The sequence below is a fragment of the Pseudomonas fluorescens genome, from assembly GCF_001307155.1.
GTDB lineage: Bacteria > Pseudomonadota > Gammaproteobacteria > Pseudomonadales > Pseudomonadaceae > Aquipseudomonas > Aquipseudomonas helvetica.
Map to the genome: position 1 here is coordinate 4,706,048 of NZ_CP012830.1, position 15,136 is coordinate 4,721,183.

The following is a 15,136-nucleotide window of genomic DNA, read 5'->3' on the forward strand; positions in this document are numbered from 1 at the left end:
GGCAAGGTCTTATAGGTTAGCGTGTTGCTGGATAATCAGCGTTCCTGATGTGCGAGAACAGGCTCGGCGGACTATGGTTCAGAGGAGTATCGCGTCCAGGAAGGAGATTCGACATGGGCTGTCCGCAAGTGTGCGCCACCGCGACCCTGCAATGCAGTTTCGGTGCGGCGCCGGGGGTGCTCAACGTGCTGCCGGTAAACCGCACGCTGACCGGCGGCATGCCGGCGGCGAACATCATGGATCACATTCCACTGCTGAACATCATGCCGTTTGGCATGTGCATGAGCCCGGCCAATCCAATGGTCGCCGCGGCCACGGCGGCGGCCCTCGGCGTGCTGACGCCAATGCCGTGCATTCCGGCCACCGCCGCCCCGTGGATGCCCGGAGCACCGACCCTTTTGCTGGGGGGAATGCCTGCCCTCGATGCCAACTGCAGCTTGATGTGCAACTGGGGCGGGGTGATCAAGATTGCAATGCCGGGGCAGATGCAGATGCTTATCCCCTGATCCGAAGAGCGCCGCTGCCCTTGTAGCAGCTGGCGTAGCCTGCGTTCGGCTGCGTAGCAGTCGTCAATCCATTACACGCGGTCGACCCGAAAGACCGCGGCGTCTGACTTCACGACTGCTACGCAGCCGAACGCAGGCTACGCCAGCTGCTACAGGTCTGCGTCAGGCCTGTGTCGGATCGGCCCAGCGCCGGTACCACCAGCGCATCCGCGAGATCGGTTTGCCCTCGGTATCCAACGGTCGTCCATCGCTGGCAAAGGCTTGCTCCGGTTCGAGCAACTGACCGTTGAGGTAGCGGGCGTTGACGGCGGGTTTGCCGTTAGGGTGAAAACGCTGGTAAACCCCTTCACGCACACCGTCGCGATAACACTCCAATTCAGCCACTTTCCCATCGGGGAAATAGTTGGTTGCTTCGCCATGCAGCAGGCCTCGGCGATACGTGGCTTTGCGTTGCAGCCAGCCTTGCGGCGCATAAAACGTTGCGACGCCTTGTAACTTGTCGTGCACAAAAGGCATCTTCGCTGACAGCTTGCCGTTGGGGTGATAAAGCAGACTCGTCCCGTGCAATTCACCCTGGCTGTAATTCAAGGCCGCCTGGGGTTTTCCGGCTTCCTTGATATGCAGCGGACCTTCCAGCCGACCGTCGAGCATTCGTCCGTCGAGCCGGCTGTCACCGCGTTCCAGTTCCAGTTTGTCCGATGACATCCTCGCTCGCTCCTCAATTGACCTTCACCAGTCCGCCCTTGATGGTCAGCATGCCGCCGCCGTCCACGGTCTGCTCGGCGCCGCCTTTGTTGGTCAGGCTGACCCCGGCATCATTGGTCAGCGAGGTGCCGGCCTTGTTGGTCAGCTCCGTACCCGCCTGATTGCTCAGGGAGGTGCCGGCTTTCTGACTGATCGAGGTGCTGGCCTGGGCCGCCAGATCGGCGCCACTCTTGATCGCGAAACTGCCACCGCTTTGCAGCGTGAGAGTGCCGCTCACCTTGATGGTCAGGTTGCCGTCCACCGTCAGGCTGTAATCGCCGGTGACCTTGTGCTCATAGTTGCCGCCGGTACTGTGCTTCTGATCGGCGCCGACCTTCACCGTTCGGCTGTCCTTGACGTCGAGGCTGTCGCTGCCGGTCTGGATCGTCACACTGCGTTTGCCTTTTTCCAGGGTCACGGTCTCATCGCCTTCCTTGACCGTGCGGGTTCGGGCGTTCTTTACCGTAAGGATTTCATCATGGCCGACGCTGGCGGTGGTGTCGTTGAGTACGTTGATCTTGAAGTCCTTCTGCGCCTGCAGAAACACCTCTTCGGCGTCCTTCTTGTCCTCGAAGCGCAACTCGTTGAACCCGTCGCCACCTTTGGATGAGTGGGTCTTGATCCCGGATTGAGTCTGGTTCGCTGGCAGCGCATAGGGCAGGGCGTTGTCACCGTTATAGACGCAACCGGTGACCAGTGGCCGGTCCGGGTCGCCGTCGATAAAGGTCACGATCACCTCCTGACCGATCCGTGGCACGAACTGCATGCCAAAACCCTTGCCGCTCCACGGCAGCACCACACGGACCCAGCAGGAACTGCTTTCGTCATTCTTGCCGTCGCGATCCCAGGGGAACTGCAACTTGATCCGGCCGTACTGGTCGGTCCAGATTTCCTCGCCGGATTTGCCGACCACCAGCGCCGTTTGCGTATGCATCCGTGGCTTGGGCGTAATCCGCGCCGGGCGATAAGGCGTGGCCTTGGGAATCGCATCGAAGCGGTTGCGGTAGCTGTCATGACTGGCCTCATGAGTGACCGCCGTCACCACCCAATCGATATTCAGCGTCGGGTCATCGTGACCGGCCAGCGTGAACCAGTGCCCCGGCACCAGCCAACGGCAATCGCTCTCGCCGACGAAGCGTTTCTCCTGACTGCGCAAACCGTCCACCCGCTGCTTGGTCAGCGCATCGCCCCGGGCCTTGGCGTTGTAACCGCCCGGATGTTCGTAAATAGAGCGCGGCCCGGCCACCGCTTCGGCCTGACCATACAGCGAAGTACTCGGTGTGGTGAACTCATAATCCGTCGCCCGATACACCCCGGCCACCGCCTGTACACAGACTTGTCCGGAACGAATGCCATGCAACTCGCGCTCGCCCATTCGCTGCCCGAGATACGTCACCTTCGGCCCGTTGGGGATTGGCACAAAAGCGTCGTTGCTGTCCCCCAGCATCAGCGTGTGCTTGCCGTCTTCATGGGTGAAAAACCAGAAAATCCCTTCCTCTTCCAGCAACCGCGAAACAAAGGCGAAATCGGTTTCGCCGTACTGCACGCAGTACTCGCGTGGGGTGTAACTGCCGGTGAGCTTCAGCTGGAAATCGGTGAAGCCGTGGGCCTTGAAGATTGTGGTGACGATGTCCGAGGTGGCGAGGTTCTGGAACACCCGGTTGTTACTGGCCAGGGTCAGCCACCAGAGCCATGGCCTTAGAACAAGCTGATAGCGCTCGGCGGTGGCGTCGGCGGGGAGTTGGCGTATTTCCGCAACCAGTGCGTCGAAGGGGCGGGTCAGGGCGTCATTGTGCAGGGTGGTAGTGATGTGGCTGGCGACGGCGCTGGTCAGGGTGAGGGACGCGCCGTCGTTGAGGCCGTTGAGGGTTTGTGAACTCAGGGCGTTAAGCGATTCTTCGCCGGAGATTGACTCAGGGTAAAGCGCCGACAGTGAGGTGGCGGTGAGGGAGAGGGTGGTGTTGCTGTCGGCGGTGCGGGGCATTGAGCAGTCTCAAATAGTCTTCAATGATTCGGCTGGCCATAGAAAAAATAAGTACCTTCGCTGGAAAGTTGAATCAAGGTACCCATCCCCAACCATCATGTTGGTTATAGGTGACCAATGTTGCTGCATTGGTCGCTACAGCAGTGCTGGATAAAATCACACGTTTGCTTGAAGCGCCTCCCCCCATATTCTCATCTGCATGAGAAAAAATTCGCAGAGGCGTATTGTTCAGCCCGTATAGGGTTCGCATCAGTGTTGGTACGGAATACAAACACCCGTGCTGGCCGGTACAGGGCATCAATTTGCAGTCGATGTCGATGCTGGTGATATTACCAACGCCACCGGCGCCCGCAATCGCGTTGGTAATGGCTGCAATCGCGGCCACAGCGCCATTCTGTCCAAGCGTTCTCCAATACTGTTGGTCTGGATGATTGGCCGGTTGATTATTTGCACCAGCAGACAATGGCGGTCGCAAACAGACAATTGTTCCATTAGCCAGATAAGCATGAGCCACATAGGAAATTTGTGGAGCGTTCCACCAGGTTTGTACGGTGTTGTGAATGTTAACGTTTCCGGAAGTACACGCTGCTTTGGAACGTCTTAGAGCCATTGTTATAGTCCTCTTAAGGAGTAACTTTAAGATTGTCTGACACGGCAACTGGGGTCTGCATTCACATCGGATGTCACCCTATAGCGGACTGATAGGTAGCACTGGAATTCATCAAGGACAAAAACGGACAGGGACGGTCTTCCTCCCCGAGCAGAAAAGTTTTTCTCTCTATGAAAATTGGAGCTGAGTCGGTTTCCAGAGGTTTCATATTTTTTTCCATGAATTGCCGACCTTTTTTTGGACCGGTGACCATATTCCCAAATTGGCATTTGGGTTAAGGTTTTTGGTGATTGAAGTAGGGTCGTCAAGCGGTGCCTTGAATCCTAACTTTCCATAAAACGTCTGGCCACCGGCCTCTCTCGGTTTGCTCATGTCGGTCAAGGTCAATCGGCCATTTTTCCCCATGCGTTCGGAAAACTGTACGGCACGCTCTATCAGTTCCGTACCTGTTCCTTGCATGGTTGGATTCGCGCAAAGATCTTCAACTTTAACTTCAGTGTCCTGGGTTTTGAGCTTCATTAGTCCCGCCACACTGCCGCCTGATTTAGTCAGCGCAATAAACCAGTACATTCCAGGCTCTTTGATCGAATAGGACTCCGCAATATTGAGTGCGTCACTCGCCTGGATAGCACGCTGACCCGTCACTGTTTTTTGTTTGATTAAATCGGCTACTTGGAACAGGAAGGCTTTTGCAGCCTCGGCGTAATGTTCCTGATTGACTTGATAGATGTCGTAAGTCATAACCAAAGCTCCGTGTAGACGATACTTAATGGATTACTCCAACACCCACTCCGCCAACTTCCCCGTCACCTGCGTCATCAGCACATTCTCGACATCCCGCGCACCCGCCGCACTGCACTTGGCCAACACCGCCTGCACAATCCCGGCATCAAACTCGAACTGTTTCCCGGTTGCCGCTTTGTAGCGGCCACGCAATTTCTCCAGTTTCGCCAGCACAATCCCTTCCAGCGTCGCCTCATCCAGCGGTCGGTACGCAACCACGGTCATGCGCGCCAGAAATGCCGGGCGGAAGGCTTTCAGCAGCACGCTGTGCAGGGCTTCGGTGAAGGCATCGCTGTCGAGTTGCGCGGTCGGTGTGTCGAGCAGCAGTTCGGCGCCGACGTTGCTGGTGGCAAGCATCACGGTGTTCTTGAAGTCGACCACCAGGCCGGTGCCGTCTTCCATCAGGCCCTTGTCGAAGACGTTATAAAAAGCCTCCAGCACATCCGGATGGGCTTTTTCGATTTCGTCCAGCAGCACCACGGAATAGGGTTTGCGCCGCACGGCTTCGGTGAGCACGCCGCCGCTGCCGTAGCCGACGTAGCCGGGTGGGGCGCCTTTGAGTTGGCTGACGGTGTGGGCTTCCTGGTATTCCGAAAGGTTGATACTGATCAGGTTGCGTTCGCCACCGTACAGCGCATCGGCCAGGGCGTAGGCGGTTTCGGTTTTACCGACGCCGGTGGGGCCGACCAGCAGGAACACGCCGACCGGTTTTTGCGGGTCGGTGAGGCCGGCGCGATACGCCTGCAAGCGTTGGGCGATGGTGTTCAGCGCAGTGCGTTGGCCCATCACCCGTTGGCTCATGCGCTGGCCGAGGGTGCGCACGGCGTGGGCTTCGTCGGCGAGCATCTTGCCCACCGGGATGCCGGTCCAGCCGGCAATCACCGCGGCGACGGTTTTTGCATCGACTTGCTCCGGCACCAGCGGGTCGTCCTGGCGAATGGCGTCGAGGCCGGCTTCCAGGCGCAGCAGTTCGGCGGCCAGATGGTCGAGGCGTCCATCGGTGACGTCGTCCGGTTTGTCGCTGTCGGCGCGTTCACTCAAATCGAGCAGCTCGCGCCGGGTTTCCAGCAGCTCGCGCACGGCGACGCGCTCTTCGCTCCAGCGAATCTCCAGCTCGCGAATGGCCTGCACGTTGCTGGTGGACTCGGTCTCGAGCACGGTAATGCGCTCACGGTGATCGAGGCCGGTGGCCTGTTCGCGGCGCAGGCGTTCGACTTCATCCTTGAGGCTTTGCTGGCGATGACGCAGGCTTTCCAGTGGTGGCGGGACGTCGTGTTGCCCGAGGGCGACTCGCGCGCAAGCGGTGTCGAGCACGCTGATGGCCTTGTCCGGCAGTTGCCGGCCAGAGATGTAGCGATGGGACAGCTTCACCGCCTCATGAATCGCTGCATCCAGCACCTGCACGCCGTGGTGCTGTTCAAGTTTGGCGGCGACCCCGCGGAGCATTTCCACGGCAGTGATTTCATCCGGTTCTTCGACCTGGACCAGTTGGAAGCGCCGGGCGAGGGCCGGGTCTTTTTCGAAGTATTTCTTGTATTCAAGCCAAGTGGTGGCCGCCAGGGTCCGCAATTCACCACGGGCCAGCGCCGGTTTGAGCAGGTTGGCGGCGTCGCTGCCGCCCTCGACACCGCCGGCGCCGATCAGGGTGTGGGCTTCGTCGATGAACAGGATGATCGGTTTTTCCGCGCTGCGGACGGCATCGATCACGCCTTTGAGCCGTTGCTCGAATTCACCTTTGACCCCGGCGCCGGCCTGCAACAGGCCAAGGTCTAGGACCCGCAGACTGACTTCTTGCAGCGACGGCGGTACGTCGCCGGCGGCGATGCGCAGGGCCAGGCCTTCGACCACTGCGGTTTTGCCGACGCCCGGCGCGCCAACCAGGATCGGGTTGTTCTGGCGACGGCGCAGCAGGATGTCGATGCACTGGCGAATTTCGCCGTCACGCCCGACGATGGGATCGATGCGCCCGGCATGCGCGTCGGCGGTCAGGTCCTGGGTGAACTGATCAAGTATCGAGTCCTGTTTCTGCTGCGGTTTGCCGGCGGTTGCGGCTACCGCACGGGCGGCGCCGACGTGCTCGCGGGAGCTTTCGGTCCATTCCAGCAGATTGTTGCGTAGAGCGTCCCGAGGAATCCGCAGCAGCGACGAAGCACTGTTGAGCAACAGGCTGCGGCGTTCATCACGGTCAAGCAGCGCCAATAACAACAGGCCGGATCGGATGCTCTCAAGGCCAAGCACGCTGGCCTGCACCACGGCGTCCTCCAGCAAGCCAATGGTGTGCGCCGAGAGGGCCGGAGTGCGGGTACTGCCGGTCTTGAACAATTCCAGGGCCTTGTTGATTTCCGCCGTCAGGGCATCGCGTTCCAGGCCGAAGCGCGGCAGCAGGTAGGCGAAGTCACCACCTTCGATTTCCAGCAGTTCAAGCAACAGGTGCTCGATTTCAACGTAATGATGACCGCGTTGCAGGCAACGCTGGGCGGCCCGTTCCAGGGCGCGGCGGTTGTCCGGGTTGAGGCGTCCGATCAGGCTGGCCAGTTCCATGTTCAGGTGATCTCCAGCTGACGAAGACGAGTCTCGATGCGTTGCAGAGTGAGGCTGGACTGGCGTTGCAAGCCACCGTTCCAGCTCAACAGCGGCGGTGTCTGACGACCGAGTTTTATCGGGCTGGCGCCACGCACCAGCAGCACCAGTGTGCACTCCAGGTCCGGCCCGAAATACAGTGCGCTGAGGCTGGCCAAGGCCGCGTGCGTTTCACCGTCCGGCAAGAAGGTGGCGGCCTGGGCGGGTGTCAGTGGGCCAAGGGTCAGACGGATGCCGGCATGTTCGTCCCAGACACGGGTGCCGGCCACGGCGCTGCGCCCCAGTTGCAGGTTGCGTCCACCGGGCTGCAAGCGGCTGCGACTGGCGGCTGGAATCTCGCGCCAGGCACCTTCATAGGCGTTGAGCTCGACCGGCAATTCGAACTGTTCGCGCACGATGGCGGCAAAGCCTGCGAGCGAACGACGCCCGTCGGCGAACAGCGCGCTGCACGCCAGCACGGCGGCATCGGGAATCGCCTGACGATCATGCAGGGCCTTGGGCAGCAGGCCGGTCAGCGCTCGCAACTGAGCGTGCACCGGTGTTGTGCCAGGCACTGAAAAGCCCACGGCAATCCGGTGTTTGCGCAGCACTTTGTAGAGCAGGCTGAGCAGTCGATGCTGGAACAGATCGAGGAACTCGGCCGGCGCATAATCCTTGGCGCGGGCGCGTTGTTGCAGCCATTCCTGATAGGCGTAGGGCAGTGGTCCGTCTGGTCCGCCGAGACCGAAAACCGGAGTGGTCAGGGTCGGCTTGTGATCCGTTTCCTCGGTCAGGCTTTCAACCTGGCTGGCGGCGAACAATGGTGTTAGCGGACCGCGCAGACGCAGCGCTTCAGCCTGCGGTGCAGTGCCGCTACCCAGCGATTCGGCTTGTGGATGCTCGCGCTCGAGCAGCAACAAGGCCTGCAACAACTCGAACGCCTGAGGATCGCGGCGCAGTCGTTGGCTCAGGCTCAGAGGGAGAGCGGCATGCCGGCTTGGGGTTGCCATGCCTTGATCTCCTTGTCCGATTCAACCAGCACCGTGCGCACGAAGCGATTGGCCGTGGCATAGAGTGAGAAAAACTGTGCCAGCACCGCTGAAAACAGCACCGCGCTGGTGCCGACAAAATGCTGCGGATCGAGTTGCAGGCGCACCTCCAGCCCATTGCGCCAGCCGCGCCAGGCGTCTTCACCAACATGCGCAATGACGCGCTCGCAGCTCAGGCTCAGCAGGCCTTCGATCTGCCGCAGGGCACTGGCCTCGTCACGCAGGTTATGCAGTGACAGGATTTCCTTGAGTGCGTCCAGCGCCTGTGGACCTTCGACCAATGACAAGTGGTTGAGGGTCAATTGCGACACCAGCCGCCAGCGCGATTCACCGTCCAGCCGCGGCAGGCTTTGCGGGCTCGGCGGATTACGCAGGCGCGCCGAGGCGACCGGCCCCGGCCGTTCGAAACCCAGCGGTGTTCCGGCCGACAGGCTCTGGGCCAGGTGTCGATTGGTGCAGAGCAGCTCGGCAGTCAGGCTCAGTTCAGTCACGTCTTCAAACGGGTCGAGCTGGGTGTCCACCAGACTCAGCATCAGGTCAGTGCCCAAGCGGTTTGGGGTCATGCCGCTGATTCGCCGGGCGTGCCAATAGCAGCGGTGGTTGCCGCCGTGCTGGCTGCCGTAATACGCCGGTACACGCTGTACGCCCTGCGAGGTGCTGGCGCGCAGGGCGCGAATGCTGTGGATTTCGACGCTGTTTTCCCGATGGCTGTCGGCAACCAGGCGGTATTCGCTACGAGTGCCGTCCGGGCGAAGCGGCTCGGAAGTCCGTGGGAACAGGTTGATCACCGGCGCGCAACCCAGCGCGATATCGCTGGCTTGTAAATGCAGGCGGCTGCCGAGTGCCTGGTCGAAAACGATGTACAGATACAGCGTCTGGCTGTCGCTGATTGCACCGGCCAGCGGCACGTCGAAAAAATTGAATTTGTCCGGAAAGGCAAAGTACTCGGCGAGCAAACGCATCCCAGGATGCACGCCGTCTTCATCGGGTAGCAGCACTTCATCGTTGGCGAAACCGACGATTTTCGGCAGCCCGGCCAGCACTTTTGGTGTGCTGCCGGGTGGCCCGGCGAGGAGCTGAATCGCATGGGCACCGAGCAAGTCGTAGAGCTTGGCGTTGATCACTGGCGACGCGGCCAGGTGCAAGCGCAACTGCTCGATGCCGAGTTCTGCCCATTGGCTTTGGCCCAGGCAGCGCAGGCTCAAGCGCAGCGCCGAGCGTGCCTGGGCGACGCCGGTCAGGGCCTGGGCTTCGTCGCTTCCCAGCAGCAAGGCTTCGTCGATTGCCAGCGGCCAGAGGTGAACGGCGGCGCTGGTACGAAAGTGAATGCTTTCACCGTGGCGGGTGGTGACGAACAGCGGCGTGTCGCGCGGCAGCGGGTAACCGCCGGCCAGGTTGCCCTTGCTTGGATCGGGCTCGAACTGGACGATGGCGCAGGACGGCAGCGGCCGCATGGTCAGCGGATAGAGTTGTTCCAGCAGCGCGTCGCTGAACTCGGCGTAATCGTCGTCGAGTCGCCGTTGCAGGCGCGCAGCCAATAAGGCGAAACCTTCCAGCAAGCGTTCGACATGCGGGTCCGGGCATTCGCCGGGAGACAGTTCCAGGCGTCTGGCAACCTTGGGATAGCGTTCGGCGAAAATGCTCCCGGCGTGGCGCAGCCAGGTCAGTTCCCGCTGGTAGTAATCGAGCAGTTGCGGGTCAATCGAGTCGCTCATTGCGCACCTCAAGGCCATCGCCGGCGTTCTCGATGACGAATGCGACAGGCCAATGCTGCTTGCCGCTGCGTAGCTCACCTTGCAGCCTGATACTCAGCTGCTGCGGATTTTCGGGGACCGGCGTGACATCGACCGTGCCGAGTTGCAGGCGTGGTTCGAAGGCGTCGATGGCTTCACGAATCTGCCGCGTCAGTTGACGGCGGTCATCGCTGCGCTGTTGCTGCAATGCAGTCCAGTCAGCGATGCCGTAGTCAATAACGCTTGGCGGCGTGGTCAGCGGGCGCAGGCCACGACGGGTGTTGAACAAGCGCAGCAACTCGATACGGACCGACTCCAACAGTGCCTGGCGATCGAACGCCTGCACGGTATCCGCCTCGCTGGCGGCAAGGCGTTCGAACAGCGGCGGCAGAATGCCGGTGCCGGTCATTTCCGGGGTACTCCGTCAGCCCTTGATCAGCTTGTTCGCGGCCAGGTCCCAGGTCGAAGCGGCCGTGCCTTCCTTGGTACCATCGTCTTTCTGCGCGGTGAGTTCCCACTTGATCTTGGTGAAGTTCAGCGAGAGGGTTTCCACCGGTTTGCCGCCCGTACCACCGCTGACGCTGACGTTGGACAGCACCACGTTGTTCAGGGTGTAAATGATGAAGGGCATCAACTGGCCACTGCCTTCGGCCGCGTTGCGTCCGATGGTGATCTTGGCTTCCGGGATCGGTTTGCCGGCGCAGCAGTACTCGTTGAGAGACGGGGTCGAGCTGTCGACGAACTTGGTCAGCGTGAACTCGCCGATGTGCGGCTTGCCGGAGGTACGCTCGGAATTGCTGACGTCGTTGGTCACCTGCATCGCGACGTTGTGGCTGTAGGACATGACTTCGATCTTGTCCTTGTAACCTTCGAGCAGGCTGTCACCTTTGATGTCGCCGCCGAGGTCGAGAATGATTGCATCCATCGCATGAAACTCCTGAAGAAAATCGCGTTAGATAAGCAAAGGAAAACCCGCCGGCCAGGCCGGCGGGAGGCAGGTCAGGCAGCTACCGGTGGCGGCAGGGTGGCGACCAGGCGGATCGAGGCTGTCAGCTCTTCGAGCTGGAAGTGCGGCCGCAGAAACACCGTGGCCCGATAGACGCCCGGTTTTCCGGCGACTTCCGAGACATCCACTCGGGCCTCACGCAGCGGGTACTGCGCCTTGATTTCCTGTGGGGCGTTGTCGTTGATCAGCACGTAATCGGCGATCCAGTTGTTGAGGTAGGTCTGCACGTTGTCACGGGTCATGAAGCTGCCGACCTTGTCGCGCATGATGACCTTCAGGTAGTGGGCGAAGCGGGACGCTGCGAGCACGTAAGGCAGCATGGCCGAGATCCGCGCGTTGGCGTTCGCCTCGTTGGTGTTGTAGACCTTGGATTTGTTGGTGGTCTGGCCACCGAAGAACACCGCCACGTCGCTGTTCTTCTTGTGGCACAAGGCGATGAAGCCGAGGTCGTTGAGCTCTTTTTCACGACGGTCGGTGATTGCCACCTCGGTCGGACATTTGAGCGACAGATCGCCAGAGGTGGTGCGGAACGTGTGGGCGGGCAGTCCTTCGACGGCGCCACCGCCTTCGGCGCCGCGAATTGCTGCACACCAACCGTATTTGGCGAAGGCTTCAGTGATGCGTTGCGACAGGGCCCAGGCCGCATTGCCCCAGAGGTATTTGCTGTGGTCGCTGCCGTTGACGTCCTCGACGTAGTTGATGCCTTCCACCGGCAAGGTGTCCGGGCCATAAGGCAGACGCAGCAGGAAGTGCGGCAGCACCAGCGACACGTAGCGCGAGTCTTCGCTTTCGCGGAAGGAGCGCCACTTGATCAGCTCCTGGCTCTCGAAGACTTTCGACAGGTCACGCGGCACCGCGAGCTCGGTGAAGCTGTTCATGTCGAACAGCCGCGGGCTGGCAGCGGCAATGAACGGCGCATGGGCGGCGGCCGCGACGTTCGAGAGTTTCTCCAGCAGGCCGATGTCCTGCGGGTTCCGGCCGAAGGTGTAGTCACCCACCAGCAGGCTGAACGGGTGACCGCCAAAGGTCCCGTATTCTTCTTCGTAGATCTTTTTGAACAGCGCGCTCTGGTCGAACTCGACGGCTTTTTCCAGATCGTTCTGCAGCTCTTTCTGGGTCACGTTGAGCAAGCGCAGTTTCAGTCGCGAACTGGTTTCGGTGTTCTGCACCAGCAGGTGCAGGCCGCGCCAGGACGCTTCGAGTTTTTGCAGGTCCGGATGGTGCAGGACTTCGTTGAGCTGGGTGCTGATCAGCTTGTCGATCCGGCTGATGCGGTCATTGATCATCGCCACGGTGTCCTTGTCGACGACCATGTCTTTGTCTAGAACCTGGGTGGCGAATTCCGCAAGCATGTCGCGGGCGTAATCCTTCTGGCTTTCGTCGTGGGCCATTCGCCCTTCGGCGATGATTCGGTCGAGCAGAGACAAGGTCTCGTTCACACTCTCGCTGGCTTGGGCCTGGGCGCTGGATGAGGCGGGCATGGCAATTTCTCCCTAAGTGAATGGACGATCAGGCTTGATCTTGCGGCGCCGCGTCGGCATCACCGGCAGGTGCAGAAGGCTGCGCTTCAGGCTGCGCTTCAGGCTGCGCTTCAGGCCGGGCCGACTTGATCTCTTGCAGGCCTTCGGTGTTGGCGATGACATCACGCAGCAGCTTGTCCAGGTCATCGTTGCCATCGAGTTTGGTCAGCAGGTCGCGCAGACGCTGACGCGCTTCGAACAGGCGCCGCAACGGCGCTACTTGCTCGACCACCTTGACCGGATCGAAGTCATCGATATGACCGAACTTGAGCTCGATGTTGAGCTTGCTGTCATCGCCGGTGAGGGTGTTGTTGACCTGCAAGGTGGCGCGCGGGGCGATCGAGGCGAGCACTTCGTTGAAGTTGTCGCGATCGATCTCGGTGAAGCGCCGTTCATTCAGTTTTGGGAGGGGTTCCAGCGGTTTGCCAGAAAGGTCGGCAAGAATGCCGACCACCAGAGGCAATTCTTTCTTCTCGATGGCGTTACCTATTTCGACGTCATAGGTGATTTGCACGCGGGGCGGGCGGACCCTGTCGAGCTTGTGCTGAGTACTTTCTGCCATGGTGGCTGACTCCGATGCATGGGCGGGAGCAATGCACCGGAGGGCCCGTTCATCGCATTCCCTTACCGAACCGTAGGTTAGAAAGGGAGGGCAGTTGGAACTGTCATTCCTTTGACGAACCTTCCACATTCGTCGTACCGACCGAACTACCCAAGACGCTAGAACAGGTCTATAAAAATGCAAACAAAAACAATTTTGGACGGTCATGAGAAAAGGAAAATTCATTGTGCGCGCCGTTTTTTTTATCTCTCTCTCGTTCCTGTTACTCACGGGCTGTTCGTTGTTCGGGCCGCGAGTCGATCTCGATCGCCTGACGCTGGACGTCGCCGCCCATGCCAATGACGACACGCCGATTGCCGTGGATTTTGTCGCGGTGAATGATCCGGACCTGCTCAAACAGCTGTCGGCACTGACCGCTCGGCAATGGTTCAGCGAGCGCGAGCAGTTTCAACGCGACTACCGACAGCTGATGACGGTCTGGGGGCTGGAGCTGGTTCCAGGGCAGTTTATCGATCAACAACCCTTCCCCCTGGGCGGCAAGCGGGCCGCTGGACTTTTGATCTTCGCGAGCTATAACACACCCGGAGCGCACCGACTTCGACTGGACGATCAGAGCAAGGCCTGGCTGAAGTTCGACAGTCGCGAGATGACACTGGTCAGCGACACTGCGCACTGATCTGCACTGAAAAGATCGCCAGGCCGCAGCAAGCGGCGCCATTCGACGTCGAAGGGAATCGTATGAGTTTGCTACCTGACGCGGTTTGCTGGCACGAGGGCATGCAGTTGCTGCCCCAGCATTTTCAGTTGCAAGGTCTGCGCGCCGAAGCGTTGGTCGCGCATTTTGCCAAGGCCTGCAACCCCTGGTTCTGGGGTGTCACCCATCTCGACATCGACCCTTCGGCACTGAGTGCCGGGCACGTTCGCTTGCTCGCCTTGCAGGCGACCTTGCCGGATGGTTTGCCGATCAACGTGCAGGCCGGTGTGGGACCGATGCTGGAGCTCGATGTCAGCGAAGCGGTCGATGCAACGGACAATGCCACTGTGACCGTGTACCTGGCGGTCAGCCCGTTGTGGCGTGCCGGGCAATTAGTACCGCTCACCGGACGCTTGCAATCGGTAATCGGCGATGCCTTGCCAGACCTCACCAGCGGTCAATACCCCGAGTCGATTACGGTGTGGCGACCCAATCCGCGTTTGTGCACGCAACTGAACAAGGCCGATTCGATCTGCGTACCGCTGGTGCGTATTCGCAAGGAAGGCGGTGGCTTTTTACAGCTGCCCTATACCGCGCCGACGCCGTGTCTGCTACCGGAGTCGGTGTTGGGCCGTCGGGTCGCCGGCCTGTGCGCCCGGGCCCGAGAGAAATGCATGTTTCTGGCCGGTCGCTTGCGCCAGGCACAGCAAGCTGGCAATCAGGATGATGCTGCGGAAATTCGTCGCCAATTGACCGCACTCTGGGCGCGTCTGCCGGAAGTCGAGGGTTTGTTGAGCAGTCGGTTGGCGACGCCTCAGGCGTTGTATGGTCTGCTGCTGGGGCTGGCCGGTGCCTGGTCGGCGCTTGATCCGCTGGCAGGGGTGCCGGCCTTCGCCGCGCTGGATTTTCTCGAGTTGCAGCGCGGCTACGAGAGCGTACTCGACTGGCTGGACAAGACCCTCGAATTGATTCGCGCCGGCTATCGCAGCCTGCCGTTCGAACGCCATGAACACCTCTTCTCGATCCAGTTGCCCGACGATCAACCGAGCCAGCGCCTGGTGATCGGCTTGCGCATGCCCAATGGCGCAAGCGAGCAGTCTGCGAGTGAATGGTTGAGTCGGGCGATCATCGCTTCCGCGCCGCACGTTGCCCTGCTCGGTCGACAACGCATGCGCGGTCTGGCGCATGAGGCCATGAATCGCAACGAACAGGTGGCCTACAGCGTGGGCGAAGATACCCGGTTGTTTGTGGTCACCGCAGAGGGCCAATGGTTCGACGGGCAACTGCCGCTGCAGATTGTCGCGCCGGCCTCGCAGCTGGCGAGCAGCCCGTGGCAAGTGGTGCTGTTTGTCGCTCAAGCCAGTGAAAACGCTTGATCAGGGAAGG

The 15,136-nt window shown here is 60.5% G+C and carries 14 protein-coding genes; 3 read left to right on the plus strand and 11 right to left on the minus strand.

Translation table 11 applies throughout. From position 1 onward, the window contains the following. Positions 1–113 precede the first annotated feature (113 nt). On the plus strand, positions 114–506 hold the full coding sequence (locus AO353_RS21505; protein WP_054596762.1) for a DUF4280 domain-containing protein: 393 nt from the start codon (positions 114–116) through the stop codon (positions 504–506). A gap of 162 nt (positions 507–668) precedes the next feature. On the opposite strand, the gene AO353_RS21510 is transcribed toward AO353_RS21505, so the two are convergent. The 11 genes from AO353_RS21510 to tssB all read right to left on the minus strand — a co-directional run bounded on the left by AO353_RS21510 (position 669) and on the right by tssB (position 13,056). Further along, positions 669–1,211, minus strand: a complete 543-nt coding sequence (locus AO353_RS21510) for a toxin-antitoxin system YwqK family antitoxin (protein ID WP_054596763.1) — start codon at positions 1,209–1,211, stop codon at positions 669–671. 13 nt (positions 1,212–1,224) lie between these two features. After that, positions 1,225–3,234 (minus strand): type VI secretion system tip protein VgrG, encoded by a 2,010-nt coding sequence (gene tssI, locus AO353_RS21515; RefSeq protein ID WP_054596764.1) that lies wholly within the window; start codon positions 3,232–3,234, stop codon positions 1,225–1,227. Positions 3,235–3,307: 73 nt separating this feature from the next. Further along, positions 3,308–3,844, minus strand: a complete 537-nt coding sequence (locus AO353_RS31135) for a hypothetical protein (RefSeq protein WP_146016082.1) — start codon at positions 3,842–3,844, stop codon at positions 3,308–3,310. 204 nt (positions 3,845–4,048) lie between these two features. Further along, the gene (locus tag AO353_RS21520) at positions 4,049–4,585 is read right to left on the minus strand and encodes a GNAT family N-acetyltransferase (RefSeq protein ID WP_054596765.1); all 537 of its coding nucleotides are present in this window, start codon (positions 4,583–4,585) and stop codon (positions 4,049–4,051) included. 33 nt (positions 4,586–4,618) lie between these two features. Then, the gene (tssH, locus tag AO353_RS21525; RefSeq protein ID WP_054596766.1) at positions 4,619–7,168 is read right to left on the minus strand and encodes a type VI secretion system ATPase TssH; all 2,550 of its coding nucleotides are present in this window, start codon (positions 7,166–7,168) and stop codon (positions 4,619–4,621) included. 2 nt (positions 7,169–7,170) lie between these two features. Beyond that, a complete protein-coding gene (gene tssG, locus AO353_RS21530; protein ID WP_054596767.1) occupies positions 7,171–8,196 on the minus strand; it encodes a type VI secretion system baseplate subunit TssG in 1,026 nt (341 codons plus the stop codon). After that, complete coding sequence (gene tssF / locus AO353_RS21535; protein WP_054596768.1) at positions 8,160–9,950, minus strand: type VI secretion system baseplate subunit TssF; 1,791 nt, start codon at positions 9,948–9,950, stop codon at positions 8,160–8,162. Before tssF ends, tssG begins: the two co-directional genes overlap by 37 nt. Then, positions 9,934–10,377, minus strand: coding sequence for a type VI secretion system baseplate subunit TssE (gene tssE / locus AO353_RS21540; protein ID WP_054596769.1), 444 nt, complete (start codon positions 10,375–10,377; stop codon positions 9,934–9,936). Before tssE ends, tssF begins: the two co-directional genes overlap by 17 nt. Before the next feature lie 15 nt (positions 10,378–10,392). Then, entirely contained in the window at positions 10,393–10,893 is a 501-nt protein-coding gene (locus AO353_RS21545) for an Hcp family type VI secretion system effector (protein ID WP_054596770.1), read from the minus strand. 74 nt (positions 10,894–10,967) lie between these two features. Next, the gene (tssC, locus tag AO353_RS21550; protein ID WP_054596771.1) at positions 10,968–12,455 is read right to left on the minus strand and encodes a type VI secretion system contractile sheath large subunit; all 1,488 of its coding nucleotides are present in this window, start codon (positions 12,453–12,455) and stop codon (positions 10,968–10,970) included. 28 nt (positions 12,456–12,483) lie between these two features. Continuing rightward, positions 12,484–13,056: a type VI secretion system contractile sheath small subunit gene (gene tssB, locus AO353_RS21555; protein WP_054596772.1), complete on the minus strand. Its 573-nt coding sequence runs from the start codon at positions 13,054–13,056 to the stop codon at positions 12,484–12,486. Between the two features lie 205 nt (positions 13,057–13,261). Here tssB and AO353_RS21560 point away from each other — a divergent pair, with 205 nt between their 5' ends. Both AO353_RS21560 and tssK read left to right on the plus strand, forming a co-directional pair. Next, positions 13,262–13,732, plus strand: a complete 471-nt coding sequence (locus tag AO353_RS21560) for a type VI secretion protein (protein WP_258535607.1) — start codon at positions 13,262–13,264, stop codon at positions 13,730–13,732. A 62-nt stretch (positions 13,733–13,794) separates the two neighbouring features. Continuing rightward, entirely contained in the window at positions 13,795–15,126 is a 1,332-nt protein-coding gene (gene tssK / locus AO353_RS21565) for a type VI secretion system baseplate subunit TssK (protein ID WP_054596774.1), read from the plus strand. Positions 15,127–15,136: the final 10 nt, after the last annotated feature.